At 61.9% G+C, this 24,070-nt stretch carries 20 protein-coding genes and 1 pseudogene; 5 read left to right on the plus strand and 16 right to left on the minus strand.

Features of this window, described 5'->3' with window-relative positions; genetic code table 11:
• Positions 1 to 368: 368 nt before the first annotated feature.
• The gene (locus YY7_RS54500; RefSeq protein WP_051397191.1) at positions 369 to 581 is read left to right on the plus strand and encodes a DUF6894 family protein; all 213 of its coding nucleotides are present in this window, start codon (positions 369 to 371) and stop codon (positions 579 to 581) included.
• A gap of 538 nt (positions 582 to 1,119) precedes the next feature.
• On the plus strand, positions 1,120 to 1,482 hold the full coding sequence (locus YY7_RS0141165) for a PRC-barrel domain-containing protein (protein ID WP_028168255.1): 363 nt from the start codon (positions 1,120 to 1,122) through the stop codon (positions 1,480 to 1,482).
• Positions 1,483 to 1,970: 488 nt separating this feature from the next.
• On the opposite strand, the gene YY7_RS0141170 is transcribed toward YY7_RS0141165, so the two are convergent.
• From YY7_RS0141170 to YY7_RS0141190, 5 genes are all read right to left on the minus strand, one after another.
• Entirely contained in the window at positions 1,971 to 3,632 is a 1,662-nt protein-coding gene (locus YY7_RS0141170; protein WP_028168256.1) for an FAD-dependent oxidoreductase, read from the minus strand.
• A gap of 24 nt (positions 3,633 to 3,656) precedes the next feature.
• Positions 3,657 to 4,643 carry a Bug family tripartite tricarboxylate transporter substrate binding protein gene (locus YY7_RS0141175; RefSeq protein ID WP_028168257.1) on the minus strand — a complete coding sequence of 329 codons (987 nt, stop codon included), beginning with the start codon at positions 4,641 to 4,643 and terminating at the stop codon, positions 3,657 to 3,659.
• 72 nt (positions 4,644 to 4,715) lie between these two features.
• A complete protein-coding gene (locus YY7_RS0141180) occupies positions 4,716 to 6,449 on the minus strand; it encodes a thiamine pyrophosphate-requiring protein (RefSeq protein WP_028168258.1) in 1,734 nt (577 codons plus the stop codon).
• A gap of 75 nt (positions 6,450 to 6,524) precedes the next feature.
• Positions 6,525 to 8,120, minus strand: coding sequence for an FAD-dependent monooxygenase (locus YY7_RS0141185; protein ID WP_035692321.1), 1,596 nt, complete (start codon positions 8,118 to 8,120; stop codon positions 6,525 to 6,527).
• A 115-nt stretch (positions 8,121 to 8,235) separates the two neighbouring features.
• A complete protein-coding gene (locus tag YY7_RS0141190; RefSeq protein WP_245287592.1) occupies positions 8,236 to 8,964 on the minus strand; it encodes an IclR family transcriptional regulator in 729 nt (242 codons plus the stop codon).
• A 184-nt stretch (positions 8,965 to 9,148) separates the two neighbouring features.
• On the opposite strand from YY7_RS0141190, the gene YY7_RS0141195 reads away from it, so the two are divergent.
• The gene (locus YY7_RS0141195; RefSeq protein ID WP_028168261.1) at positions 9,149 to 10,486 is read left to right on the plus strand and encodes an MFS transporter; all 1,338 of its coding nucleotides are present in this window, start codon (positions 9,149 to 9,151) and stop codon (positions 10,484 to 10,486) included.
• 452 nt (positions 10,487 to 10,938) lie between these two features.
• Here YY7_RS0141195 and YY7_RS0141200 read toward each other — a convergent pair whose 3' ends face one another.
• The 6 genes and pseudogenes from YY7_RS0141200 to YY7_RS0141220 all read right to left on the minus strand — a co-directional run bounded on the left by YY7_RS0141200 (position 10,939) and on the right by YY7_RS0141220 (position 16,126).
• Positions 10,939 to 12,282, minus strand: a complete 1,344-nt coding sequence (locus YY7_RS0141200; RefSeq protein WP_028168262.1) for an MFS transporter — start codon at positions 12,280 to 12,282, stop codon at positions 10,939 to 10,941.
• 93 nt (positions 12,283 to 12,375) lie between these two features.
• Positions 12,376 to 13,098 (minus strand): NAD(P)H-flavin reductase, encoded by a 723-nt coding sequence (locus YY7_RS0141205; protein WP_245287593.1) that lies wholly within the window; start codon positions 13,096 to 13,098, stop codon positions 12,376 to 12,378.
• Positions 13,099 to 13,242: 144 nt separating this feature from the next.
• Positions 13,243 to 13,407 (minus strand): annotated as a pseudogene (locus tag YY7_RS63910) (2Fe-2S iron-sulfur cluster-binding protein); the annotation flags it as partial.
• On the minus strand, positions 13,404 to 14,393 hold the full coding sequence (locus YY7_RS0141210; RefSeq protein ID WP_028168264.1) for a PdxA family dehydrogenase: 990 nt from the start codon (positions 14,391 to 14,393) through the stop codon (positions 13,404 to 13,406). The gene YY7_RS0141210 and the pseudogene YY7_RS63910, both read right to left, overlap by 4 nt.
• Positions 14,390 to 14,860 carry an aromatic-ring-hydroxylating dioxygenase subunit beta gene (locus YY7_RS0141215; RefSeq protein ID WP_028168265.1) on the minus strand — a complete coding sequence of 157 codons (471 nt, stop codon included), beginning with the start codon at positions 14,858 to 14,860 and terminating at the stop codon, positions 14,390 to 14,392. Before YY7_RS0141215 ends, YY7_RS0141210 begins: the two co-directional genes overlap by 4 nt.
• 9 nt (positions 14,861 to 14,869) lie before the next feature.
• The gene (locus YY7_RS0141220; RefSeq protein WP_028168266.1) at positions 14,870 to 16,126 is read right to left on the minus strand and encodes an aromatic ring-hydroxylating dioxygenase subunit alpha; all 1,257 of its coding nucleotides are present in this window, start codon (positions 16,124 to 16,126) and stop codon (positions 14,870 to 14,872) included.
• Between the two features lie 110 nt (positions 16,127 to 16,236).
• Here YY7_RS0141220 and YY7_RS0141225 point away from each other — a divergent pair, with 110 nt between their 5' ends.
• Positions 16,237 to 17,016 (plus strand): IclR family transcriptional regulator domain-containing protein, encoded by a 780-nt coding sequence (locus tag YY7_RS0141225; RefSeq protein ID WP_210164736.1) that lies wholly within the window; start codon positions 16,237 to 16,239, stop codon positions 17,014 to 17,016.
• 393 nt (positions 17,017 to 17,409) lie between these two features.
• On the opposite strand, the gene YY7_RS0141230 is transcribed toward YY7_RS0141225, so the two are convergent.
• Genes YY7_RS0141230 through YY7_RS0141250 form a run of 5 tightly spaced genes read right to left on the minus strand, consistent with a single transcriptional unit; the run spans position 17,410 to position 23,155 of the window.
• Complete coding sequence (locus tag YY7_RS0141230; RefSeq protein ID WP_051397192.1) at positions 17,410 to 18,783, minus strand: MFS transporter; 1,374 nt, start codon at positions 18,781 to 18,783, stop codon at positions 17,410 to 17,412.
• Between the two features lie 14 nt (positions 18,784 to 18,797).
• Entirely contained in the window at positions 18,798 to 21,125 is a 2,328-nt protein-coding gene (locus YY7_RS54505; protein WP_035692324.1) for a xanthine dehydrogenase family protein molybdopterin-binding subunit, read from the minus strand.
• The gene (locus tag YY7_RS0141240) at positions 21,122 to 21,601 is read right to left on the minus strand and encodes a (2Fe-2S)-binding protein (RefSeq protein ID WP_028168269.1); all 480 of its coding nucleotides are present in this window, start codon (positions 21,599 to 21,601) and stop codon (positions 21,122 to 21,124) included. Before YY7_RS0141240 ends, YY7_RS54505 begins: the two co-directional genes overlap by 4 nt.
• Complete coding sequence (locus tag YY7_RS0141245) at positions 21,598 to 22,467, minus strand: FAD binding domain-containing protein (protein ID WP_028168270.1); 870 nt, start codon at positions 22,465 to 22,467, stop codon at positions 21,598 to 21,600. The genes YY7_RS0141240 and YY7_RS0141245 overlap by 4 nt, the downstream gene beginning before the upstream one ends.
• A gap of 10 nt (positions 22,468 to 22,477) precedes the next feature.
• Positions 22,478 to 23,155, minus strand: coding sequence for a GntR family transcriptional regulator (locus YY7_RS0141250; RefSeq protein WP_035692327.1), 678 nt, complete (start codon positions 23,153 to 23,155; stop codon positions 22,478 to 22,480).
• A 132-nt stretch (positions 23,156 to 23,287) separates the two neighbouring features.
• On the opposite strand from YY7_RS0141250, the gene YY7_RS0141255 reads away from it, so the two are divergent.
• The gene (locus YY7_RS0141255; protein WP_028168272.1) at positions 23,288 to 24,070 is read left to right on the plus strand and encodes an alpha/beta fold hydrolase; all 783 of its coding nucleotides are present in this window, start codon (positions 23,288 to 23,290) and stop codon (positions 24,068 to 24,070) included.

Below are 24,070 nucleotides of genomic sequence, written 5' to 3' on the forward strand. Positions count from 1 at the left end.
GCGGGCGCTCAGTGAACCGTTGGATGCCTGAGAGCGGGGCCGATCGCCTCACTGCCGTCGGCAGCCAACTCGTCCGCGAATGAGGGTCGCTGTGCGAGCCTCAGCCATTCTTCGGAAAGCCGAAGCAGTTGCTGCTTGTCTATCGAAGAGACCGTCTTCGCGGCTTGTTGCCGGCAGTGCTCGGCTCGCGTGCGGCAAATATCTCCGTGCTCAACCATGACCGGTACACTGGTCGCGCTCGCTCCCGGCGCCGATTGGCCCCGCATCAACTTCAATTCACCCATCCGGTTTAACGTTCCTAGCCCAGCCGTTTAGGAACGGTCTGCGGAAGGTCGCGTTTGCGGACGGAAAGTCGTGGTTTGCAGTCAATGCCCCGTTACTTCTTTCACATCATCGGAAAGTTCCCATTTCGGGACGAAGTCGGAACGGAGCTTCGAGACGATCGCGCTGCCTGGAAGGAAGCTCTGTTGCTGACCCGGGACATTGAAACATCGCTCCAGCCGGGGGAGAGTTGGAGCCTCGATGTCATGGCGCGCGACCGCTTGCTTTACCGAATCGGCATCACCAGCGAAGAAGGATGAACAGCGCGCCCGCTACGAAGCCACGATAAACGAACACACTAGCTAGCCCGTTGACGACACCAAGTGCTGTCCGAGTTAGGACACCTGCCCCAAAAAATCAGGACCTCGCAGGGGTCCGATTGGCCGCTCTTAGCAAACAGCGTCTGTTGGGGCGCCGGGAAATAGCGGGAGTGGACCTCGCTCCGTCTCCACGAAGGGGTCGCTTCCGTTCTTTAAACTGGAGCCCTCCGAAACGGCCCTCGGCCCCCGTACTAGACTAGAGCCGTCTCGTTGTGGCACCTGAAAATAAGGGCATTTGGCCGACGGCGAACAGAATGTAAATCGGTCGCGGGCGCAGACTTTAAGCTCGCAATCGAGCGCGGCTGGCTGGGGCTGCACGAGAGCGGCACCTACGTGAAGATCGCGCCGGAAGGCGCCGAGCTACACGGTTAGCTCTCAACTCCATTACCAGGACCCGAAATGATGGGCAGCCTGCACGGAGGAACATCAAGCGTCCTGCTGCGATTGAATCCCTATAACCTGACACAGGAGGATTCAAATGTCAGTAGAGTCTCGCGAGACAGTCAATCTGATCGGAAGCGACAAGGTCGAAGGCACCTCAGTTTACGGCGCCGAGAATAAAAAGATCGGAACTATCGAACGCGTGATGATCGACAAGGTTAGCGGCAACGTCTCTTACGCTGTCCTGAGCTTTGGTGGCTTCCTTGGCATCGGCGATGATCACTACCCGCTGCCATGGCAATCGTTGAAATACGACACGAACCTAGGCGGCTACGTTACTGGGATCACCGAAGACCAGCTTCGCGGGGCTCCCAAGTATCGTGATGAGAATGCGTGGAACTGGAGTGATCCGGCTGCTGGACGCATGGTGAACGATTATTATGGTGTCCCTGTCGTTTGAGAGGCGCGACCGGCCGACCGATGCAAGTTGGCCGGTCACCTTATCCGGCGCCTTTAGGTCCCCGTTACCCAGTCTTGCTCGTCAGTAGACATACGCAGGTATTGAAGGGAGCGTCAACCATTACGGCCGCGCTTGGAATCGCAATACAATCTCGAACTGTCTCAAGCGGCGTCGCGCCTCACAGACAGCATTGCGAACTTACACGTTATTGACATCTCTTATATATTACCGAATTGACGATCAATGACATGGAAGAAGATCTCTTTTGCGCGGAGATCCCGAGCTTCGCGGACAGTTAATTTAGATTAGCCCGGCTGTACGTATGGGGCTCTTGCTGCCGTTCCTTGAAACTTAGCCGATAACCTCGCGCCAAGCTCCTCTGGCCGGTCGAATTACAGAGGCGAATGGACCGCATTCCAACGACGCATCCGCCGTGGCCGCAGGCGAGCCGCCCGCCGGGCGTTGGTCAATGGTCATGTTTGTCTGTGTTAGACGCCTTGGCTGCCGCGAAGAATGTTCATCAGCGCTGCGGGATTGTTCGGCAGCCGATCGCCACGCCAAGCGACATGCTGATCCGGACGAGCCAGTATGAGAGGGTGCCGATAGACGGCGGGCAACTCCGCTGCGGCAATGTCGAGAACTGTCAAAGGCATGCCGACCGCCGAAGCAGTGGTCGTCAAGCCGTACGCATCGACGCCTGGATCGCTGCGAAGCAGTGTGTAGTAAGGTCCCATCGCGTCGTACAAGGAGCGGCCATCGGCGAGCCAAAAGTGCGGGACGCGCGCGCCGGGAGCGGTCGATGGCGTGAAGTCACCCATCGTATAGGGCGGCGGAATCTCTTCATCATAAGCGATGATCGGGGAACCTCGATAATAGTAGCCAAAATTGAGCCCCGCACAGCAATATTGCTGAACATTGAGGTCATAGGCCGATTGTCCAATCAAGCCTCGAACGGCGTCACCTTCCGGCCCCTCCACTTCGATGTCGCGTGGAATGGACTTCCGCGCTTTCGCCATGGCGTGGGCGTGGTCCATGGCGAAATGTGACACCTGCTCCGTGATCGGAAGCCGCTCGGCCTCGTAGGCGTTCAGAATTCGCTCATCGGCCCAACCCTCCAGATGGGCCGCAAGCAACCACGCCAGATTTGCCGCGTCCGCAATGCCCGCATTCATGCCATAGCCAGCATAAGGGACCCACAGGTGGCAAGCGTCTCCGCATATGAAGACGCGGCCGTCACGAACCTTGTCCGTGATCAGACGCCGCCCGATCCAGTCTTCCTTGGCAATCAGCTCGTACTGAAAATCCCCGTCCACGCCGAGCACTGTTCGGATTGCACCGTCGCGATCCACGGCATCGAATTCCGTCACGTCGGCATTCAGATAAACATGCACGAGCCAGGTCTCTTTGCCATCGATCGCGTATACGTTGCCGGATTGACGCGGGTTCAGTGCAAAGGAAGCCCACGCCGGCGTCCCGCCGCGTTGTCTCAACATCTCGAGCAGTTTTGGGGCTCGAATGAAGCTCGACTGCACGCGTTGCAGAACAGGATCGCCGCTCAGCCGCCCACCGATCGTGTTGCGGACCAGAGAGCGCCCGCCATCGCAGCCGACCAGAAACCGGCAGGATGCTGCGATTTCCTTCGCGGTATCGCGCTCCCGCGCGGATGCGATGACCCCCTCCGGACTCTGCCGAAAATCGACGAGCGATGTTCCGCTCAGGATGTGCACGCCGGGCATCGACGACAAATGTGCGAACAGGACCGGCTCGAGATAGATCTGGTTGATCCGATGCGGCGGCTCCGGCGTCGGCCACCATGTATCCGGGCCGTCCTTGGACGTATATCGCTCCGCGCGGCACGGAATCTTGATCCTGGTCAGTTCACGGCCAAGGAACGACGTTCGATAGGCGACATCGTTCGGATAGTCTGGCGGCAGTCCGGCGTTGCGCACCTTTAGAGCGACGCCAAGCCGCCGGAAGATTTCCATCGAGCGCGCCGAGACGTGATTGGATTTGACGCTGGGCGGCTCGTCACGTCTGCGCGTCTCCAGAACGATCACGCGTCTGCCGCGCCAAGCCAGGTCCATGGCAAGCGTGAGCCCAACCGGCCCGGCGCCGACAACCACGACGTCCGCATCAAGCATCCCAGCCATCGCACCACTCTCCGCCTGAGCCGTTCACGGCTCGATCTTGACGTTGCCGATCCGTGCTATCTCGGTCCAGCGCGCGATATCCGATGCGATAATTCGGGAAAATTCGTCCGACGAACTGCCGACCGAGTCGATGTTGAGTAGCTTCAATCGCGAAACCACGTCTGGAAGTTTGGCGATCCGCATGAATTCGTCCTGCAGTTTCCTTATGACATCTGGCGGCGTCCCTTTGGGCGCAAGAATGCCGCTCCACAACACAGCATCGACGTCTGCACCTGCTTCCTTCATGGTTGGAACGTCAGGCAGCTCCTCCATGCGCTTCGGCGCCGCAACGGCGAGCGCGCGCGCCTGGCCGCCCGCGATCTGGCTCCAGACCGAACCGGCATCGGCAATCGTCGTTGTCACCTCGCCCGCGATCACCGCGACCACGGAATCATTGGCGCCCTTGTAAGGGATCATCTGCATCGGCGCGCCGGTCTTCTGCTTGAATAGCTCGGTAGCCAGCTGAAACGCCGCAGACGAACTGGAATAGTTGGCCTTGTTCGGATTTTGCTTTGCGTAAGCAACGAGCCCGGATACGGACTTGAGCGGCGACGCGGCGTTGACGATCAGGATCAGCGGAAACGACCCGAGTTCCGAAATTGGAATGAAATCGCGAACAGGATCGTACGGCAATCTCGCGTAAACCGCCGGATTGATGACCATGGCGCCGCTGGCACCGATCAGGAGCGTGTAGCCGTCGGGTGCTGATTTCGCGACATAATCGGTGGCGAGAATCGCGCCGGCGCCCGGCTTGTTTTCGATGATGACTGGTTGACCAAGGCTCTCGGACAATTTTTGCCCGAAGAGACGCGCGATAATATCGTTGCCGCCGCCAGGCGTGAAACCGACGACGATGTGGATGGGTCGCGACGGATATTTTGTGGCCTGCTCCGCAATGGTGGTGCGAGGAGAAATCAATGCGACCAATCCAACACAGATGCCGGCCAGGAATCGCCTTTTCAAAACCTTCACGGTGACGTTTCTCCCTCGCAATCGCCGCGTCTGTTTTTCTATTGTGACGACGGCACTGTCCAGCATTGTGAACTAAAGCGGCGTGACGTGAACATGCAGGACTGCGGCCCTGCCGTCGTCCACCGCCGCCAGGCACCGATCGATCGCCCCGGCAAGCTCATCGGGTTCAGTCACGCTCTCGCCATGAGCTCCGAAGGCACGTGCGACGTCGGCGAAACGGCGTTGCTCACCCTGACGGTCCGACCTCAAGCTGGACTGGAACGAGTTCGTTTCCGCGGCAACACCCGTGGGATAAACGCGCTGAACTGCGGATTTCACGGCCTGCCAGCCGCCGTTGTCCAGCACCACGGTCAGGATCGGAAGCTCATACTGCCGCGCAGTTGCATAGACGGAGTCGGGCGAGGAAAAATGAAAAGCGCCGTCGCCGATGATCTGTACGACGCGCCGATGCGGCTGCGCCAGCTTCAATCCCAGCGCCATGCCGCCGCTGAAGCCGAGGCCGCCGCCGGCGAGCCCGACATAGCTTCGGGGCTGCGTGCGATGAATCTGCTCCTGCAGCATCGGCCCGTTGCGGATCGCCTCATTGAGAACGATATCGTCCTGCGCCAACTTGCTGTTCAGGACAGCAAACAGATAGCTGGGATTGAGCGCACCCAGAACCCCTTTGTTGGCGGCAGCCGCGGCCCGGCGTTTCGCTGCGGCCTCGCGCGCCCCATCCCAGCTCGCGATGCGCTCAGTGACCCGCCGGCGATAACCATCGTCGGCGCGCGCCTCGACGACGTCGAGCACCTGCTGCAGCACGGTCGCGCAGTCGCCCTGAATTCTTATGTCAGTTGGAAAGCCCCACATCGGAAAGTCTGATTTCAGGGGATCGACGTCGATCTGGATCCACCGGATCGCATCGATGCGCTTGGCGTACTGCGGAACGAATGGGACGTCGGTGTCCAGCAAAAGCCCGAGATCCGCCTGCTCCAGCAGGGGCAGAGGATCGAAGCCCGCAAAGCAGGGCGAGCCCTGCGGCATATTGAGATCGATGGAATTGAATTCGGCGACCCGGATGCCGCAGGTCCGCGCCAATCGATCGAGCACGGCAACCGCCTCTGCCTTACGACCGAGATAGGCGGTCAGCGCAATCGGGTTGTCCGCGGCCATCAGCTGGTCGGCGATGGCCTCGACTCTTGCCCGATCGATGCCGCCGGACCGAACGCCGCCGTACCGTGCTGCGTCGTAGGCCGGCATCCGCGCTTCGTCCCATGTCTCCGCCAGCGTCTCGCGCGGCAGCATCATGTAGACCGGTCCGGGAGGATCGCTGTGCATGAAAGCGGCCGCGCGGGCCAGAGCCTCCTTGACCACTATGCCGGACGGCAGCGAGTACTCCCATTTCACATAGGGACGAACGATGCTCGCAATGTCGAACGAATCTTGCACGAAATGGACATAGGTGTCGCGCGAGGCTGGCAGTTCACCATGCAAGGTGTAGGGCGCGCGGCCGGCGAACAGCATCACGGGCAAACGGTAGCGAAACAAGTTCTGGATCGCCATGCACGCATTTGCGGTGCCGGCGTCGACATGCACGAAAACGGCCTGCCCCCTCCCCGTCGCCAGTGCGTAACCGCCGGCCATGTGGACGGCGACGATCTCATGTGGACAGAGGATAATCTGCGGATGCTTGCGGCCTTGCTTGTCCCACCGCGCGACTTCCTCAATCAGGGACACGTGGTCGGTCCCGAGATTGGCGAAGATACAGTCCACTCCGAGGTCCACGAGACCTTCGAGGAAATAATGCGCAGCGCTGTAAGAGTTCATGCCCTGGTTCCCTGTCGTTTCCCTGCCGGTCTCGGCTTTTCAGTTTCTTGTTTCTGACTTGGAGGCGGTCCGACTTCACGGATCACCACCCACAACCCGTCGCAGGATATCGGCCGGATCGCCGGTGCCCTCGTTGGACGCCCAGGCAACGAACTGATCGGGACGGACCAGCACGAGCGAAGCGTCATAACGCTCCCGGCCGTCGGCACGGCTGTCCTGGATCACCTTGAGCGGAAGGCGCAGCCTGTGGCTTGCGCGCCGGAATTCCTGCACAAAAGCGTTCGGCGCGCCCAGATCAAGCAGCGTGAAGCCGCTGCCGAGTTCTTCGTAGATGTTCTTGCCCGAGGATAAAGGCTGCGGCGTGAGATGGTGACCGGCGCGGGCCGCATAGCCATGCGAACCGATCGCACTGCTCACGGCACCCGGCGGCCCGAACACGATCGGCGAGCCCTCATAATTCGGCTCGAAGGCGTTGACTTCAGTGCGCGCGCCGGACTGTCGCTCGCGCCAGGCCGCTTCGAAGTCGGCGCGGTCAACCGATGGATTATGCCGGCGCAGGAAATCGCGATCATCGAAGATCGACTTCTCGATGAAGTCGCGCGCGGTCGAAGCGAATACCGGCCGCCGCTCCGCGTCATAGCCGTCGAGCAGGCCGGAGCCGCCCCAGCCCTGCAGGGTGGCCGCGAGCTTCCAGGACAGGTTGACGGCATCCTCCAGCCCGCTGTTGATCCCATAGCCGCCGTAAGGGGGGTGGCTGTGCGCCGCGTCCCCGGCGATGAAGACACGGCCCGCGCGATAGCTGTCGGCCAGCGCAAAGCGTAGATCCCAAAAGCCGATATGATCGAACTCGATCTCGAACTCCGCACCGGCGGCCTCGTGCAGGAGTCGTCGGAAATCGAAATTATCGCGCGTGGTGTGGGCGGGAACGGGCGCATGGAAGAACCACGTGGTGCCGAGATCCACACGGCCGAAGAATTTCCAATAGCCGTCGAGTTCCGGATGCAGCACGTTGTAGAACGATTTGCCGGGATAGCGCTCAAGCAGCCGGTGCAGGCCGGTCGAACGGAATACGAGCAACACCATCAAGCGGTCGTGGTCGGACCTGGTCTGGCGAATGCCCGCCTGGTCGCGCACGATCGATCGACTTCCATCGCAACCGACGGCATAGTCGGCGCGCAAGCTTCGCGTGTTTCCGTCACGATTGGTGATTTCGATATCCACCCCGCCTTCGTCGGGATGTATCCGCTCACAGGTCCAGCCAAACAAGGTATTGATGTTTGGGATCTGCGCTGCCCTGCGGCGCAACACCGCCTCGGTGGCGTATTGCGGCAGGCGCTCATTGTCGCAGAAATAAAACGGCCGCACCAGTTCGCGCTGTAGCCAGTCGTAGCGGTAACCGCTCAGCAAGGTGCCGTAGCTGGTCATGCCGCCGATGCCGTAATCACTCGGTATGGTTCGGGCGGCGCGCAATTCCCCTTCAGCGCCCCAGAAATGGAAATGCTCGAGGGTACGCTGGGTGAGATTCTGTCCTTTCGGAATCGGCTGCGGCTCGCTGTAGCGTTCGACAACGATGCAGTTGATGCCCCGCAGACCGAGATCGATTGCAAGTCCGGTCCCGACCGGTCCTCCGCCGACGATCACCACCGGAACAGCTTTACCCGGACTCTGCATTCGCACCGACCTCACTTGCGCACTGCTAGTCGATCAATGCCGGCTGCAGGGGGACCGTAATTCAATGCAGAGCATCGCGGCTCAGGTCAAGCTAAAATCTCATATTTTGAGATTTCTATCCATTTTCCTCGAAGATCTCGGCAGAGATCAGGTTGGCCGTTTGGCGCACTTCCCCGCTAATCCGATCAATCAGGCCACCATTCGCATGCTGGCCAGCGATAGTGAGACAGAGACTCGCGACCGGATAGTTTGCATCGAGGATAGGAGCGGCGATGCCGATTGCCCCGGGGGTCACTTCACCAAAGGCGACCGCGACGCCCGCTCTTCGGATGCGCTTCAGCACCACTGCGATTTCCTCGGCCGTCGCACCGAGGCCGACGCTGCGAAGATCATCGGCATAACGCTCAAGCAATGGGACCAGACTGCGTTTCGGCAGGAATGCCATGATCGAGCGGGCAATCGCGCCGCGACCCATCGGCATCGGTCGGCCCCGCGGATAGCTGCTCACCGGATGGGGCGCCGACGATTGCGAAGCAACACAGAGCATCTTGTCGCCATACCAGCGGACAATCAGGGCGGTACAGGGATGCGCCGCGGTGAGACGCTCCAGATGTGGCGCGGCGGCGGCGACCAGCGGGTCTGCGCGCCGGTTCAAATAGTCCATCTCGACGACTTTAGGCCCGAGGGCGAAGCGGCCGCCACGGACGGACATCAACAGCCCGCTTTCCCTGAGGCTCTTGAGATAGCGGTAGAGCGTCGGACGCGTGTAGCCGAGTTCGCGCATCAGTTCGTCCGGCGTCCAGAGCGGGCGCGTTTCGCTGAACAGTTCCAGCACGGCGAGCACCCGGTCTTGGCTGTTTCTCTTCTCCACCTGTCGATCCGTTCCAATGTCGCCCGTCCTGTACCGCGGTCCCGCGCTTCCGGGAATGGGACATCGGAGCAGGATTGTCTTCGACATAATCTCACTATAAGAGATTTTAAAATAGAAGACGGTGGGACATTTGGATCCGCCAGGAGGAAATCGCACCATGGCCACCGGCGTGAACGAGGAGTCCAACCCGATGGTCGTCGATGTCCCCAGCTACATCGACCGACAGCCGGTCGGCACATTTCAAATTCAGGTGCTGCTGATCTGTGCGGCGGTGCTCTTTATCGACGGATTCGACACGCAGGCCATCGGATACGTTGCGCCCGCCCTGGCGCAAGAATGGAATCTGCCGCGCGATGCGCTTGGACCAGTGTTCAGCGCCGGATTATTCGGCCTGATGATCGGCGCCTTGATCTTCGGCCCGCTCGCCGATCGGATCGGCCGCAAGCGGATCATCGTGGCCAGCACCGCTGCATTCGGCATCGGCAGCCTGCTAACCATGCTGGCCCAGGATGCCACATGGTTGATGGCGCTCCGTTTCCTCACCGGTCTCGGCCTCGGCGGCGCGATGCCAAACGCGGTTGCAGTGACCTCCGAGTTTAGCCCGCACCGCCGTCGAGCAACCATGGTGATGGCGATGTTTGCCGGATTTTCCATCGGCGCGGCGCTCGGCGGTTTGCTCGCGGCTGCGGTCATCCCCGCTTTCGGCTGGCGCTCGGTGTTTCTGGTCGGCGGCATCGCGCCGCTCCTGCTCGTGCCAGTTCTTGTGCATTCGCTGCCGGAATCGATCCGCTATCTCGCATTGACGGGCGGGCGCGATCGCGAGGTCGCCGGGTTGTTGCGGCGCATCACGCCGGAGGCGACGTTTGCGGGCGACGTCCGCTTCGCCGTGCAGGAGCCCAAGCTGGCCGGCCTGCCGGTGGTCCATCTCTTCACAGAGCAGCGGAGTGCCGTCACGTTACTGCTCTGGATCGTATTCTTCATGAGCTTGCTCGATCTCTATCTTCTCTCAAACTGGCTGCCGACGGTGCTTCATGATCTCGGTGTCTCGGTGTCAGTTGCCGCGGCGATCGGCGCGATGCTGCAGGTCGGTGGCGTGGCCGGCACCTTCGCGCTCGGCCACTTTATCGACCGCTTCTCGTTCCGCGCGCTCGCGCTCACCTATCTGTGCGCTGCGGTCGCGGTAGCGGCGATCGGCTTGAGCAGTCATTCGACGAGCCTCATCACCGTCGCGATCTTTGCTGCCGGATTCTGCATCGTCGGCGGGCAGATCGCCTCGAATGCGCTGACTGCAACGTTTTACCCGACCGCGATCAAGTCGACCGGTGTGGGCTGGGCGCTAGGCATCGGCCGCATCGGCTCGATCGTCGGTCCTTTGATCGGCGGCCTCATGCTTGCCCGTAACATGGAACCACAGCCGCTGTTCGCCGTAGCCGCCATTCCGGCGCTGATCGCCGCGACGGCAGCGCTTTTCCTGGCCCGTTCCGTGCCCCGCTGAACGCCCAAGGCCGGCATGCACCTACCTGACGTGTTTCCTCGAAACTCCCCAAGCCGCGCCTCCCGCACACCGTCTCGGTCGAACGCATCGACCCCCGTATACACAAGGGATTATGCCACTCCCTCCGAATTGATCAGAGGTCGCTTGCGCTGTACGCCCAACGATAGCCTGCGATCGAACCATCCGCCTTTCACGACACGATGACGGCGGCGAACAGCCGCCGATCCAAAACACCGGCTCGTGCACTGCCGTGGTGATGTGACGGAATTCCGGGTGGGCCGGATTGATTAGCGTGTTGTGGTCCACCGGCGCGATGACGCTCGGCACCATCCACATGAGACTCCTCTTTGGGTGCAACGGGCTCAGTTCCAGCAACGGGCGGTTTTGATCCAACCGCCCGTTCGCACATTCCGACAGATTTCCGGGACACAAGGAGGTTGAGGAAGGTCTGCTCAACCTTCTCCCTTGGCTGCGTCCCGCCCATACCAATGGCCAAGCAGCAAGATGAGCAATCCGGCGAGCAACATCGGGATCCCGGCAACATAGAGAATATGTTGAGGGCTCAAGTGGTACGCGAGCAACGCGCCGATCAACAGCGGGCCACCAATGCCCCCTAACCTGCCGATGCCAAGCGCCCAACCCACGCCGGTTGACCTGATCGCGGTCGGATAATAAATCGCCGCCAGCGCGATCACGCTCTTCTGTCCGCCGCTGACACAAAACCCGGCACAGAACGCAGCCACGATCATGATCCAGCTTGGCTTGTCGATCGAATAGCCGAACGATAGAACGAACAGGACGCCCGCCAGATAAACAGTGCCAAGTGAGCCATAGGGCCCAATGCGGTCCATCGCCGGTCCGATCGCGAATGCGGCGACGATGCCACCAACGGTGGTCATGGTGGTAGCGAGCGCCACTGTGCTGAGGGAATGGCCGACATTCGTCAGCATCGATGGCAGCCAGCTTTGCAGCGCGTAGAACTCCGCAAGGTTCAGCACGAACACGATCCAGATCACCAGCGTTCCTGCTGCGCGCCCGGACGAAAACAGGCTTCCGACTGCGCCGCGCCGCTCGCCCACCTCGGTGACGAACTTTGTCGGTCCCTCCACCGGCAGCGCGCCATCCACCCGGCGCACCACGCGCCAGACTGTATCCGGCTTCGCTTTGGTGCGAATGAGGAAATCCATCGACTCCGGCAAGAACATCAGCGCCAGAATCGCGACAAGCATGGGCGCCGCGCCGCCGATCCACAGCATCGAGTGCCAGCCGTATGCAGGAATAGCCCACGCAGCGACGGCGCCGGCTGCGACGAAGCCTAGCGAGAAGCCGCAATAGATCGCCAGCACGAAGGTGGCGCGCAAGCGAGCAGGACTGAACTCGGTCGTCAACGCGATGGCGCTTGGCACCACCGAGCCGAGCGCAGTACCGGTAACGAAACGAAGCGCCATTAATTCAGTGACATTGGTTGCAAAGACGGTGGCAAACGTCAGAAGTGCGAACGCAAACGTCGATATGACCACAAGCTTGCGATGGCCGAAGCGGTCCGATAACGGCGATACCAGCAGATAGCCCACCATCAATCCAGTCAGCGCCGACGAGAAGATCGGCCCGAGCAATTCTCGAGAGAGCCCCCACTCTTTTGCGATCGACGGCGCCATGTAGCTAATGGCCTGCGTGTCAAAACCATCGAGAAACATGACGAGTCCGCATAACACCACAATCCCGTATTGCGTGACGCCGGCGCGGCGCGAATTGATGAAGGATGGGACGTCAAAAGCAACCTCCGTACTGCTCATTTCCTCACCTTTGCTGGCCAAATGATTTGGTCCAATTTGTTTCTTGATCTTGAAACGGCGCGGCTATGCCGACACGAAGAGCGCGCAGAATTGTCAGCCGGCAGCTTGCAAGACTTGAATTAATGTTGGGTCGGATGATCCGCTCGGGATGAACGCATCGGCGTAAAAGCGATCACTTGGCAATCCGCAGCGCGTCGTGAATTCATTGCGCGCGGCTTCGATCATCATCGGATTCCCGCAGGCATAGACGTGCCGGTCCGACAGATCGATAAGATCCTCGAGTACCGCGACGTGAACCAGTCCACGACGTCCCGCCCAGTTCGGGTCAGCTTCAGACAGCACCGGAATGAACGTGAACCACGGATAGCGCTTCGCCCATTTTTCGCAGGTCTCCGCGAGATAAAGATCGGCGGCGGTGCGTCCGCCCCAATAGAAACGTACCTCGCGGTTGAGCCGCCGCCGGATCATGTCATCGAGCATGGACTTCAACGGCGCGAAGCCTGTACCGGTCGCGACGAATACGTAGCGCGCCTGATCGTCCTCGCGCAGGTAGAAATCACCGAACGGCACCTCCACCTCGAGCTTGTCGTCGAGCTCCAAGGAAGCCAGCACTCTCTCGGAGAACGCGCCGCCGGGCACATGCCGGATGTGGAGCTGAACGCAGTCGCTTTCCTGCGGCGCGTTAGCCATGGAGAAGCTGCGCTCGTCGCCATCCGGCATGCGGATGCGCAGATACTGCCCGGCCTTGAACTTGGCACGAATGCTGGCCGGAAAGCGCAGCTGCAGGATGGCGACATCATCGACCGGGCGCGACATGCGAAACACCCGCGCCTGGATTTTCTTCCGCGCCAACGGATCATGACGCTGAATGCGGCGCGGCCGGATGGTGAGATCGCTCTTGGCCGTGGCCGTGCAGAACAGGACTTTGCCGGCCGGACCCGTCATTTCCTTCGAGCGCTGTTTGACATCGCCCTTGCTCAGAAAGCCTTCGCAGGATGCGCAGACACCCTTTCTGCAAGAGTAGGGCATCGTGTACCCCGCACGCTCTGCTGCGACGAGAATGGTTTCGCCGTCATGGCACGTGAAGTTGATGTCGGCGCCTTCGACTGCGATTGTGTGGGTCATGGGATTGCCTTGAATTGACTGGCACCTGCGACGAGCTGGATGCAGCGCAGGACGGGCGTGGGATCGGCAATGCCCTTCCCCGCAATGTCGAAGGCGCTGCCATGGCCGACACTTGAAAACATCAGGCCCGCACCGATCGACATCGCCGCCGAATTCCGGCCCGCCAGCAGCTTGATCGGAATGTGTCCCTGATCGTGATACATCGCCACGAACGCATCGAAGCCCTGCTGACCAAGCATCAGATCGGCGCCCACCGGCCCCTCGATATCGATGTCTTCCGCCTTCAGTCGCTCGACCAGCGGCTTGACGATGCGATCGTCATCGTCGCCAAAAAGCCCGCCCTCGCCTGCGTGAGGATTGATGCCAAACACACCAAGCTTGGGGCGTGTAACGCCGAGATTCTTCAAGGCATCGATCGTCGTGCGAATAGCGCGCTCGATCAGCGTTGGCGTAAGCCGGTCAAGCGCGTCGGCAAGCCGCTCATGCAATGTCACATGAGCGATCCGCAGCCCCGCACCGACCAGCATGAGGAACACTTCATCCTCCGGCACCTTCTTCAGCCGTGCCAGGAGGCTCGGATAGCCGGAGAACCTGATGCCGGCAGCGTTGATATTGGTTTCGGAATGCGGACAAGCCACGATGCTATGAGCCCGCCCCACTTTCATTAGGTCGAGTCCCGCCTCGACATAGGCGACGGTGGCGCGGCCACCCTCCGCACGCCCATGTCCAGGCGTGAAGGCTCTTGGGTCAAGCGCGGCAACAGGATGATAGAGCAACGGCCGCTTGTCAGTGGATGCCCCGGCCTGCGTCAGGGTCAGGCCGGGTGCGAATTTGTCCGCGTAGAAGCGGATGACATGCTCGTCGCCAACCAGGATTGGAGATGAGCCGGGCTGCGCTTCCGCACACAGCACCGCAGCCTTCACCGCGATTTCAGGGCCGATCCCATTCGGATCGCCAATGGTCAGCGCAACAGCTCTCGAGGTCATAACGGCAGCGCTAGCAGCGTGTCGATCCGGGAGCTGTCGCATACGACGGTCCGCTCTTGTAGTTGCGCCGATCGGTCCGCGATCTCATAGACATCGAAATAGCGCCCGGTGGCGTAAATCGACGTGTCGCCATCCTGCAGGATGCGCGCCACCAAGAAGGAGGTCTCGCTACGCACCTTTGCTCCGTCTTCCGACAAGATCGACGGCTGTCCGAGGATGTGACGATAAGTCTGCCGCTCATAGATATTGGCTTCGCGCAGCGCCGAGACGCGATCAATCAGCATGCCGCGGGAGTTCGCAAACACGATGCCGGCCTCGAGCCCCTCGCGATAATTCGATGCGGTCGTGATCCTGTAGAGGCACGGGCCATGAAACAGGCTCGGCCATTCCTCGAGGCGATCGTCATCGATGCAGCGCGAGTACTTCGCCTGCGCTTCGATGATATATTGCAGAACGCTGCTGGTCATCGCGTATCCTCAGAGTCCCATGTTGGCGCGATACGCCTTCCAGAAGCCGCGCACTGACGCCTCGGTCACCCGGCTCTCGCTGCTGTTGGCATCGGCTCCGCCCATCTCGAGGACGGCATGATCGTCGCTTGCGCCGGCGACGCCACGCTGCACGAAGCCGCCGACACAGCCATCTTCCATCGAGATGTATCCGGCCGGCCCAACCAGGTTGCCCTGCTTGATACGTGTCAGGCGCTGCTCGGGCGCATCATCAGAGAAGCCGAGATAGGTCCAGTTCAGATCGGTCCTGTCGACCGCACGCGGCACGATCTGGCGAACCGCAATGGCGTTCTGGATCTGCTGCAGCACGAAGCTCGGGAACACCGACAAAATCTGCAGCGTACAGCCATCGCGATATTCGTCGAAGCTTTCCAGCAAGCTGGGATCGGCGAGCTTGTACTCGCTCTCCGAGCGCAACTGCTGCTTGGCGTAATCCACGTCCTTTTCGGCCTCGCGATCGATCGCCGAATAGCTGACGTGGTGCCCGCCGCTTTCATCGACTATGATGCCGCCCTTCATCGACAGCCGGTTCAATTCGAATGTCGTGAAGAAAAGATGCAGAATGCTGGCGTGATAGGAATCCTTGACGTTCTCCATATAGAGCTTCCAATTGTTTGGAAGCACCTGGGTAAAGCGCCCGAGCACCACGGGCGTGCGACCGCCGAGCACGCGCTCGATGCGGTTCAAGATCTCTTCGCCGAGATATTCTTCGATCGACGGCACGTCCTCAGAGAATGAACCGAAGATCAGGCCGTGAATGATCGCGATGCGCAGCTTGCGCGGACCGTGCTGCTCCATCTTGAACGAGTCGGGCATGCCCCCCTTGCCCTTGATGCCGTCCTTGAAGGCGACTCCCGTCAGATTGCCCTGCGGGTCGTAATTCCAGGCGTGATACACGCAGCTGAAATCCTTGCGATGCTTGCCGCGGCTTTCCAGACAGATCAACGCGCCACGATGGGCGCATCGGTTTTCGAACGCGTAGATTTCATTGTCGGTGTCGCGAGTTACGATCACGGGCGTATCGCCGATGTGCGCCGTGAGGAAATCGCCCGGCTCCGCCAGTTCAACTTCCAGCGCGAGATAATGCCAATTCGGCCCCTGGAAGATCTTGCGCTGCTCCTCCGCGTAAACCGATTGATCCTGGAACACCCAATACGGAACGCGGGTGAGCCCCTCCGGCCAGTTGACCAGATTTGCTCGTTCCGGCGGCAAAACGATCTTGTTCATCGGGCTTCCTCACTCTTGACTTCACGTTCGATCCGTTCGAATATCGAACAAGTATCTTTATTTCGAACACCTTGAGCCACTCTAAAACGGCTGTCAAGGTGAGCTCAGCTATGGCGATCGCGGAAACCCAAGAGAGACGTGAAGGGATGGCGGGGCTCGCGAAAGGCCTCGCGATCATCGAGGCATTCTCGGTTCACCCGGTGATGAGCGTCGCCGACGCCGCGCGCGCTTCAGGCGCCACACGCGCAGCCGCGCGCCGATGCCTCCTCACCCTGGTCGAGTTGAATTATCTCGAGCTGTCGGGACGAGACTTCCGTCCTCTTCCTCGTCTTCGCAGGCTCGGCGGCGTGATGTCCGAGCGCGATAAGCTCGTGCAGATCGCACAGCCGCTGCTGGAGCGCGCCCGCGATGAAGCCGCGGAATCGATTTCGCTGGCGGTGCTGGACGACAATCAATCGCTCTTCATTGCGCGCGCGCAAGCCGAGCACTACGTCCAGACCGGCGTTCGCGTCGGCGCCTATCTTCCGCTCTATTGCTCGGCGACAGGCCGCATCCTGCTCGGCGGCCATACTGATGACGACATCACGCGACGACTGAGCCGGCAACCGATGAGCGCACGCTCGCCGCGGACGCTGACCACTATCCCGGACATTCTGTCTGCGATCCGGACCGCAGCGAAGAACGGCTATGCGATCAGCGACGAGGAGCTGGCGCCGAGCATCAGATCAATGGCCGTCCCGGTGCTTGCCGCGGACGGCGACATCGTCGCCGCCGTCAGTGTGAGTGCGGCCACGGCCCGCGTCAAAGTCAACGATCTGCGCAAACGTCTGCTACCTGTGCTACTCAACTGCGCCAACCAGATCGCCCGGCCGTTGAAGGAGCTGCGCTGAAGGCTTCCCGCCATTAGAACACGGAGGCGGTCATGCGCCCATCTCAGTCCGCTCGGCGCACACGAGAAGTGTCGGCAGTTTGTCACCAAGAAGATAGCTGATGCCGAGACCAACAGCCGAGTTTCGATGTGCGTACCCAGCCAACGGCCGCGCCGAGATTGGTCAATCTAAGTCAGCAGGGCCGAAAGCGCCGGCGACGCCAATGAAGCGGCCGCGATGCATAGAAGTGCAATAGCGACGACGCCATCATATTGGCGCTCGGAGCGCGTTCACCTTTGCTGCGATTTCAGTTGCTTATCCCAACGTTGAAAATCCAAAGGTGAAGCACGCCCCCAAGGCGAGCGCCCAGGGCTTGCGCGGCCGATCAGCGTCCTCGCCGGGACGGCGAAACAATCAGCGCCCGTCGGCGAGCTCCTCCAACCCCCGTTTTGCCGGCTCTATCCCCCAAGCCATCACCGCGACGATCTGAATCAGCAGAAGGCCGATCATCAGGGATGTCACGCCACCTATGCCATAGGCCCTGAACAATCCGAGCACGATGAACGGAGACACGATAGTCGCACCGCGCCCGAGCATGTTGCAAATGCCGTTGGCACGGAGCCGGACTTCGGTCGGGAACAATTCGGGGGTGTAGACGCCGTAGAGCAGCGCGACCAGGACATAGATTGACAGTAGCAGGCAGAACCCGATGGCGACGAAGGCCACGGGATCGGAAAGCATGGGATAGATCAGGCCGAACGCGATCGTGGACACCGATCCGCCGACGATCGTTGGCCGTCGGCCGGCACGGTCCGCCAGGACACTCCCCAATGCGCAACCGATCGGCGCGGCCAACGACATGACAAGCGTATAAGCGAACGACTTCGTCAGCGTCATGCCCTGTTGAACGAAGAAGGTCGGCAGCCAAGTCACGAAGCCGAAGATCAGGGTATTAATCACGATCAGAACGATCGACCCGAGGATCAAGCGGGGCAGCAGGACCGGCCCGAACAATTCCGCCGCGCTGAAGCTCTTGACCGCGGCGGGGGGCGGCAATGGCGGCAAGGCGGACGCACCACACTCCTTCTCGATTTCGGCGACGATGGCTTCCGCTTCCTCGGTACGACCCTTGCTTTCGAGCCAGCGCGGCGATTCCGGCAAGGCCTTTCTGAGGTACCAGACAAACAGCGCGCCAGCGCCGGCGATGAGGAACATCGCGCGCCAGCCGACCAGTGGAATCAGGGCCGAACCCAACAGGGTCGTGGCGGGCAGGCCGCTCACCACGATCATGGCCATCAGCGCCAGCCACTTGCCACGCGACGCGGGGGGCACGAATTCCGTGAGCGAAGAGTAGCCGACGACGATTTCGGCGCCGAGGCCGAGTCCCATCAGCAGTCGGGCTGCGATCAGCCATTCCATGGACGGCGCGAACGCGGCCCCTAGAGAAGCGATCCCGAACAGGAGCAGATTGAACTGGTAGGTGAAGCGCCGTCCATAGGAGTCACCGAGAAAACCCGCGGCAAGAGCGCCGATCGTCATGCCCATGAAGGTGACCGACACGAACTGCGCATTCTGCGCCAGGGTCGAAAACTTGCTCGCGAGTGTGGCGCCCAGCACGCTGGTGCCGACATACAGATCGTAGCCGTCGAAGAACATCCCGGCCCCGATCAGCCAGAATATTCGTGTGTGGAACGCTGAAATCGGCAATCGGTCGAGCCTGGCTCCCGACTGGACCGACCTCGTTGCTGAGGCGGCCGTCAAAGCCGTCGTCTCTGCCACTACACTCATCGTTTCCCCCTGTTTTATTTTCTAGTTTTGTCGATCCATTCCACAATCTGCTCCGGTGAGAGCGGATGCATCGTGACGAAGGGCGCTTCTGGTCCGAGCGCATCCTGGATGGCGGAGATCACGCAGGCCGCCGCGGGTATCGTACCACCCTCGCCGGCGCCCTTGGCTCCGATCGGATTGCGTGGCGACGGCGTCTCGATGTGATGGATCTCGATATCCGGCATCTCGGCAGCGCCTGGCAGCAGGTAATCCGCATAGGTCGCGGTCAACGGCTGCCCTGCCTCGTCGTGCCGCATATGCTCGAACAAGGCGTTGCCGATGCCATGCACGACCCCTCCCCTGATCTGACCATCGACGATCAGCGGATTGATCAATCTTCCGCAATCATGCGCGACCACGTAGCGGGTGATCCGGGTATCACCGGTTTCAGGATCGATTTCGACTTCGCAGGCCTGAGACCCGTAGGCGAAGGCGAGCTGGTTCGCTTCGAAATAGCCGGTCGCCGCCAGGTCCGGCTCGACGCCGGCGGGGATCGGCACGCCGGCGGAGCCGGACAGAACCCGCGCGATGGTCGATAACGGCACGTTCATGTCGGGCACGCCCACCACGCGAACCTGCCCGTTTTCGATCTCCAGATCGTGCTCGCCCGCCTCCAGCATGTGAGCGGCAACCTTGATCGCCTTGTCGCGCACCTTGCGCGCAGCGATCTCGACCGAAGACCCCGCGGTGACGGCCACGCGACTCGCGATCGTGGAGATCCCAAGCGGAAAGATGCGGCTGTCGGCGGGCTTGATGGTCACCTGGGATAGATCGACCCCAAGCGCATCGGCGGCGATCTGGGCCAACGTCGTCGCATGCCCCTGGCCCTGGCTCGCAGCGCCCGTCGCGACCACAACCTTGCCGGCCGGCGTGACGCGGACCGAGGCGCCCTCGAACGGCCCAAGGCCGGTGTCCTCGACGCAGGACGCAAAGCCGAGTCCAAGCAGACGACCGCGAGCCGCTGCGTCGGCGCGGCGCCGCGCGAAGCCGGAGGCATCGATCTTGTCGAGCACCAGCGACAGCGCCTTCGCGTAATCCCCGCTGTCATATGCGACCGGTGAGCCGTCGCGCATTTTTCCGCCCGTCACATAGGGCATCTGCTCGGCGCGGACAAAACTGCGGCGGCGCACTTCCTCGCGCGGCAGATTCAAACGTCGGGCAACGGTATCGGCAAGGCGCTCCAGCACGAAGGCGGCGTTGGGTCTGCCCGCGCCCCGCACTGGCGACGTCGGCACCAGATTGGTCAGGACGACGTCGATCGACAGATCGAACGCGGCAAGGGCGTAAGGGCCCGGAAAGGACGCCAGGGCCGTGGCCGGCAGAATGAGCCCATAAGGCGCATAGGCGCCATTGTCATGAATGCAGTGGCCGCGTACGCCCAACATGCGGCCCGTCGCATCGCAGGCGACCTCCAGCGACCAGAACTGGTCGCGCTGCTGCGTGGTGGCAAGGAAGTGCTCTTGCCGGTCTTCGATCCACTTGACCGGACGGCCGCAGGCGAGCGCGGCAAGCGCGACGGCGAATTCTTCCGGATAGACATTGGCCTTGGGGCCGAACCCGCCGCCGACGTCCGGCGCCGTGACGCGAATATCGACTTCATCGCGGCCGAGATATGTCGCCAGATGCCGCCGCACCATGTAGGGCGACTGCGACGAGGTCCAGAGCGACAATTCGCCTGATCGGGGCTCCGGCGCCGCGACAACGCCGCGACATTCCATGGCATGGCAACCCCCGCGATGGATTTCGAACGTCTCGCTGAACCGATGCGCCGCTGCGGCGAAGACCGCGTCGACATTGCCGTGAGACCCGCGCAGCGTGGCGATCACGTTGCTCTCCCGGCCCGAATGGGCCCGCGGCGCGCCGTCCGCAACGCCTTGGCGTGCGTTTGCGACCACCGGGAGATGCTCGATGTCGAGTTCGATCGCGGCCAGGGCGTCCTCGGCCTCGGCGCGGCTGTCGGCGAGAACCATAGCGATCGCCTCACCGACATAGCGAACCTCGTCGACGGCAAGCGGGCTGCAGGTAACCGGGCTCTTCAGCAGGGGATGAGGCGCCATCGCCGGCATCGGCCCTGAACCGAAGCCGGCAAAATCCGCCATCGCATAGACCGCGCGCACGCCCGGCATCGACAACGCAGCCGACGGATCGAGGTTCCTGACCCGGCCGTGCGCGACCGACGAACGGAGGAAGACGGCGTGCAGCATGCCGGGAAGGACGACGTCGTCGACATAGGTCCCCCTGCCCGTGAGAAGACGGGGATCTTCGAGGCGCGGAACGGCGGCGCCGAAATAGCGCGTGCTCATCGCGTCCCCCTGCGCGCTTTGGCTGCATCCAGCGCCGCATCGACAATGGCCTGATAGCCGGTGCAGCGACAGAGATTGCCCGACAGCACGTCCCTGATCTGCTCGCGCGTCGGCGAAGCTTCGACGCGCAGAAGAGCCTCGATCGTCATCAACATGCCCGGCGTGCAGAAGCCACATTGCAGCGCGTGACGATCACGGAAGGCCTGCTGGAGCTCCGAGAGCGACTCTGGCGTTCCCAAGCTCTCGACAGTCTCCACCTTCGCGCCATCGGCTTGAACGGCGAGCATCAGGCAGGCGCGCGCGGGCCGCCCATCCACGATGATCGTGCAAGCGCCGCACACCCCATGTTCGCAGCCGACATGCGTACCGGTCAGCCCGATGGCCTGACGCAGGAAATCGGCAAGGTTGACGCGGGCCTGGACCTCGGCTTCGACGGCTTCGCCGTTGACGGTCAGATGGATCTTCCGGGCGCTCATACCGCTTCCCTCGCGGGGCGGGCGGCCTCGGCGAGCGCGCGCCTGGTCACGACGCCGGCAAGGCGGCGCCGATAAGCGGCGGAGACATGCACATCCGCCATCGCATCGAGCGCGCTCGCTTGGGCGGCCACCTCGGCCAGCAGCGCCTCGCTGAATGTCTGCCCCACCAGCATCCGCTCAGCTTCAACCAGCCTGATCGGCGCAGGCTCAACACCGAACACGACGATCGCAGCGCGCCCGATGCGAGCATCTTCCGCAAATTCGAGCAGCGCACCCGCGCCGGCGATGGCGAAATCGCCGCGCCTGCGCGCATATTCGCTGAAACCGTAGCCGTGCCCGGCCGGCCAGCGGCGCAACCTTATCGACTGCAGATATTCCCGTTCTTCGAGCGCAGATTCGAGATAGCCCTTGAACCAGTCGCCGCCCTTCACGATGCGCGCGCCGTTTGGACCCGCTACGTCGAACTCGGCGTCGAGCAGCGCGCACAGGGCCGGCAATTCCGCCGCTGGATCCAGATGGCAGCAGCTTCCTCCGATCGTGCCGCGTGAACGTGTCTGGAAGTGACCAACATGAGCCAGCGCCTGGCGAATGATCGGCGCCGTTGCGGCGAGGTCCGCGGATGCGTGCAGATCGCACTGCCGCGTCATGGCCCCAAGCACGACGTCGTCCGCGGAAAGGCGGATGCCGGCGAGATCCGGAATACGGTTGATGTCGATCAGGTGGTCGGGCGCGACCACACGGAAATTCAGCATCGGCACCAGCGACTGGCCACCCGCCAAAAGCTTGGCGTTCTCAAGCTCTGCGAGCAATCCGATCAGATCATCGCGGCTGCGCGGATCGTGATAGGCGAACGGAGGCGCTTTCATCGCCGGCTCCCTAGGGCACGATCGGCGAGCGCGAGAGCGCCGACAACACACGCTTGCGCGCGCGGCCGGCGTGGCGCGCCAGAATGCGCCCCGCCCGCTTGCCATCGCGCGCCTGCAGCGCCGTGATGATCTCGCAGTGCTCGGCGATCAGCGCCTCCTGCTGGCCGCCGGCCTCGCTGCTGCTGATGCTCACAATGACGAGACGATCGAACTGTTCGATCAGATCGATGGCCGCCTCGCGCATGCGCTGGTTCGTGCACAGACCCGCGATCGCCAGATGAAATTCGCGGTTGTATTGCACAAAGGTCGGCTCGGCCTCCGCTGCCCCAGCAGCGAAACCGTCGATGGAGCGGAAGCGATCGAGGCCACGCAGGGCCTCATCGGTCGCCTCGGATGCCACGCTCGCCGCGCAGGCAGGTTCGAGGATAGCGCGGAATTCGAACAGATCGCGCGCGTCCGCAATCGAGATCGGCGCGGCTCGATAGCCCTTGCGCGGGCTGATCACCACGAGCCCCTCAGCCTCCAGCCGCAGCAGCGCGTCGCGGACCGGCGAGCGGGACACCGCGAAACGCTCGGCGATCTCCGCGTCCCTGATCTCGGCGCCGGGGCGGATGGCGCAGCTCAACAGCTCCCGGCGGAGAACACCGTAGATATCAGAGCGCATCAGCTGATAGGGAATTTCGTTCATCTGATATATTATAGACTTCTTGCGGTGACTGACAAGCCACTGAAAATACTTTCCGTCTGTGTTCGAATAAGCTAGATCGGGATAGGTATAGGCCTAGATTTTTTCTGGCCATAATATTCCAAGGAGTCACACGTGGAGCTCAAACCAGTCACCCTTGCCGCAGATCGCCTGACGGCGGTCCAGGCGGGTTCGGGCCCCGATCTTCTGGTCATTCATTCGCTTCTGGCGGACCGGACGGCCTTCAATCCCGTCCTGCCCTGGCTCACGCAGCGTTTTCGCGTCACCCTCGTGAACCTGCCCGGCTTCCACGGCTCGGCCTGCATCCCGCCGGGCATCGAGGGCTACGCAGATCATCTCGCCCAACTCTTCACGCCGCAGGGCCTGTCTGAACAGACCGTGGTGATCGGCAACGGGTTCGGCGGCACGGTTGCGGTCGCGATGGCGCTGCGGCACGGCGCGAAGTTCGGCAAGCTCGTCCTTTCCGACGTAGCTGCCGGTTTTCCGCCGGAAGGCCGCAAAGCCTTTGAACTGATGGCCGCCAAGGTCGCGAACGAAGGTATCGGTTCGGTCGCGACGATTTCGGCCAGCCGCGTCTTCCACGAGTCTTATCTCGCCGCGCATCCCGGTGCCGTCGACGAGCGGCGACGCGTATTGCTCGGCATCGATCCCCAGGGCTTCATCGCGGCCTGTCGCAGCTTGATGACGGCGGACCTGACGCCGCAGCTCGGCGCGATCCGCAAACCCACGCGCGTCGTGTGCGGTGAGCTCGATGCCGCCACCCCGCCTCCCCTCTGCCGGTTGCTGGCCGACAAGATCCCTGGCGCGTCCTATCGTGAACTGCCGGGATGCGGGCACTGCCCGCCCCTCGAGCAGCCGGAGGCCTTCATTCGGTCGATCGAAGATTTCCTGTCATGA

The organism is Bradyrhizobium elkanii WSM2783 (assembly GCF_000472865.1).
Classification (GTDB): Bacteria; Pseudomonadota; Alphaproteobacteria; order Rhizobiales; family Xanthobacteraceae; genus Bradyrhizobium; species Bradyrhizobium elkanii_A.

Bases quoted from the DNA above. Each gene is read 5' to 3' on its own strand.
- YY7_RS0141180 (WP_028168258.1), bottom strand. From the start codon at position 6,449: ATGAACTCTTACAGCGCTGCGCATTATTTCCTCGAAGGTCTCGTGGAC.
- YY7_RS0141210 (WP_028168264.1), bottom strand. From the start codon at position 14,393: ATGACCTCGAGAGCTGTTGCGCTGACCATTGGCGATCCGAATGGGATC.
- YY7_RS0141220 (WP_028168266.1), bottom strand. From the start codon at position 16,126: ATGAACAAGATCGTTTTGCCGCCGGAACGAGCAAATCTGGTCAACTGG.
- YY7_RS0141240 (WP_028168269.1), bottom strand. From the start codon at position 21,601: ATGAGCGCCCGGAAGATCCATCTGACCGTCAACGGCGAAGCCGTCGAA.
- YY7_RS0141170 (WP_028168256.1), bottom strand. From the start codon at position 3,632: ATGGCTGGGATGCTTGATGCGGACGTCGTGGTTGTCGGCGCCGGGCCG.
- YY7_RS0141225 (WP_210164736.1), top strand. From the start codon at position 16,237: ATGGCGATCGCGGAAACCCAAGAGAGACGTGAAGGGATGGCGGGGCTC.
- YY7_RS54500 (WP_051397191.1), top strand. From the start codon at position 369: ATGCCCCGTTACTTCTTTCACATCATCGGAAAGTTCCCATTTCGGGAC.
- YY7_RS0141215 (WP_028168265.1), bottom strand. From the start codon at position 14,860: ATGACCAGCAGCGTTCTGCAATATATCATCGAAGCGCAGGCGAAGTAC.
- YY7_RS0141185 (WP_035692321.1), bottom strand. From the start codon at position 8,120: ATGCAGAGTCCGGGTAAAGCTGTTCCGGTGGTGATCGTCGGCGGAGGA.
- YY7_RS0141245 (WP_028168270.1), bottom strand. From the start codon at position 22,467: ATGAAAGCGCCTCCGTTCGCCTATCACGATCCGCGCAGCCGCGATGAT.
- YY7_RS0141165 (WP_028168255.1), top strand. From the start codon at position 1,120: ATGTCAGTAGAGTCTCGCGAGACAGTCAATCTGATCGGAAGCGACAAG.
- YY7_RS0141195 (WP_028168261.1), top strand. From the start codon at position 9,149: ATGGCCACCGGCGTGAACGAGGAGTCCAACCCGATGGTCGTCGATGTC.
- YY7_RS54505 (WP_035692324.1), bottom strand. From the start codon at position 21,125: ATGAGCACGCGCTATTTCGGCGCCGCCGTTCCGCGCCTCGAAGATCCC.
- YY7_RS0141230 (WP_051397192.1), bottom strand. From the start codon at position 18,783: ATGAGTGTAGTGGCAGAGACGACGGCTTTGACGGCCGCCTCAGCAACG.
- YY7_RS0141250 (WP_035692327.1), bottom strand. From the start codon at position 23,155: ATGAACGAAATTCCCTATCAGCTGATGCGCTCTGATATCTACGGTGTT.
- YY7_RS0141205 (WP_245287593.1), bottom strand. From the start codon at position 13,098: ATGTCGCGCCCGGTCGATGATGTCGCCATCCTGCAGCTGCGCTTTCCG.
- YY7_RS0141200 (WP_028168262.1), bottom strand. From the start codon at position 12,282: ATGAGCAGTACGGAGGTTGCTTTTGACGTCCCATCCTTCATCAATTCG.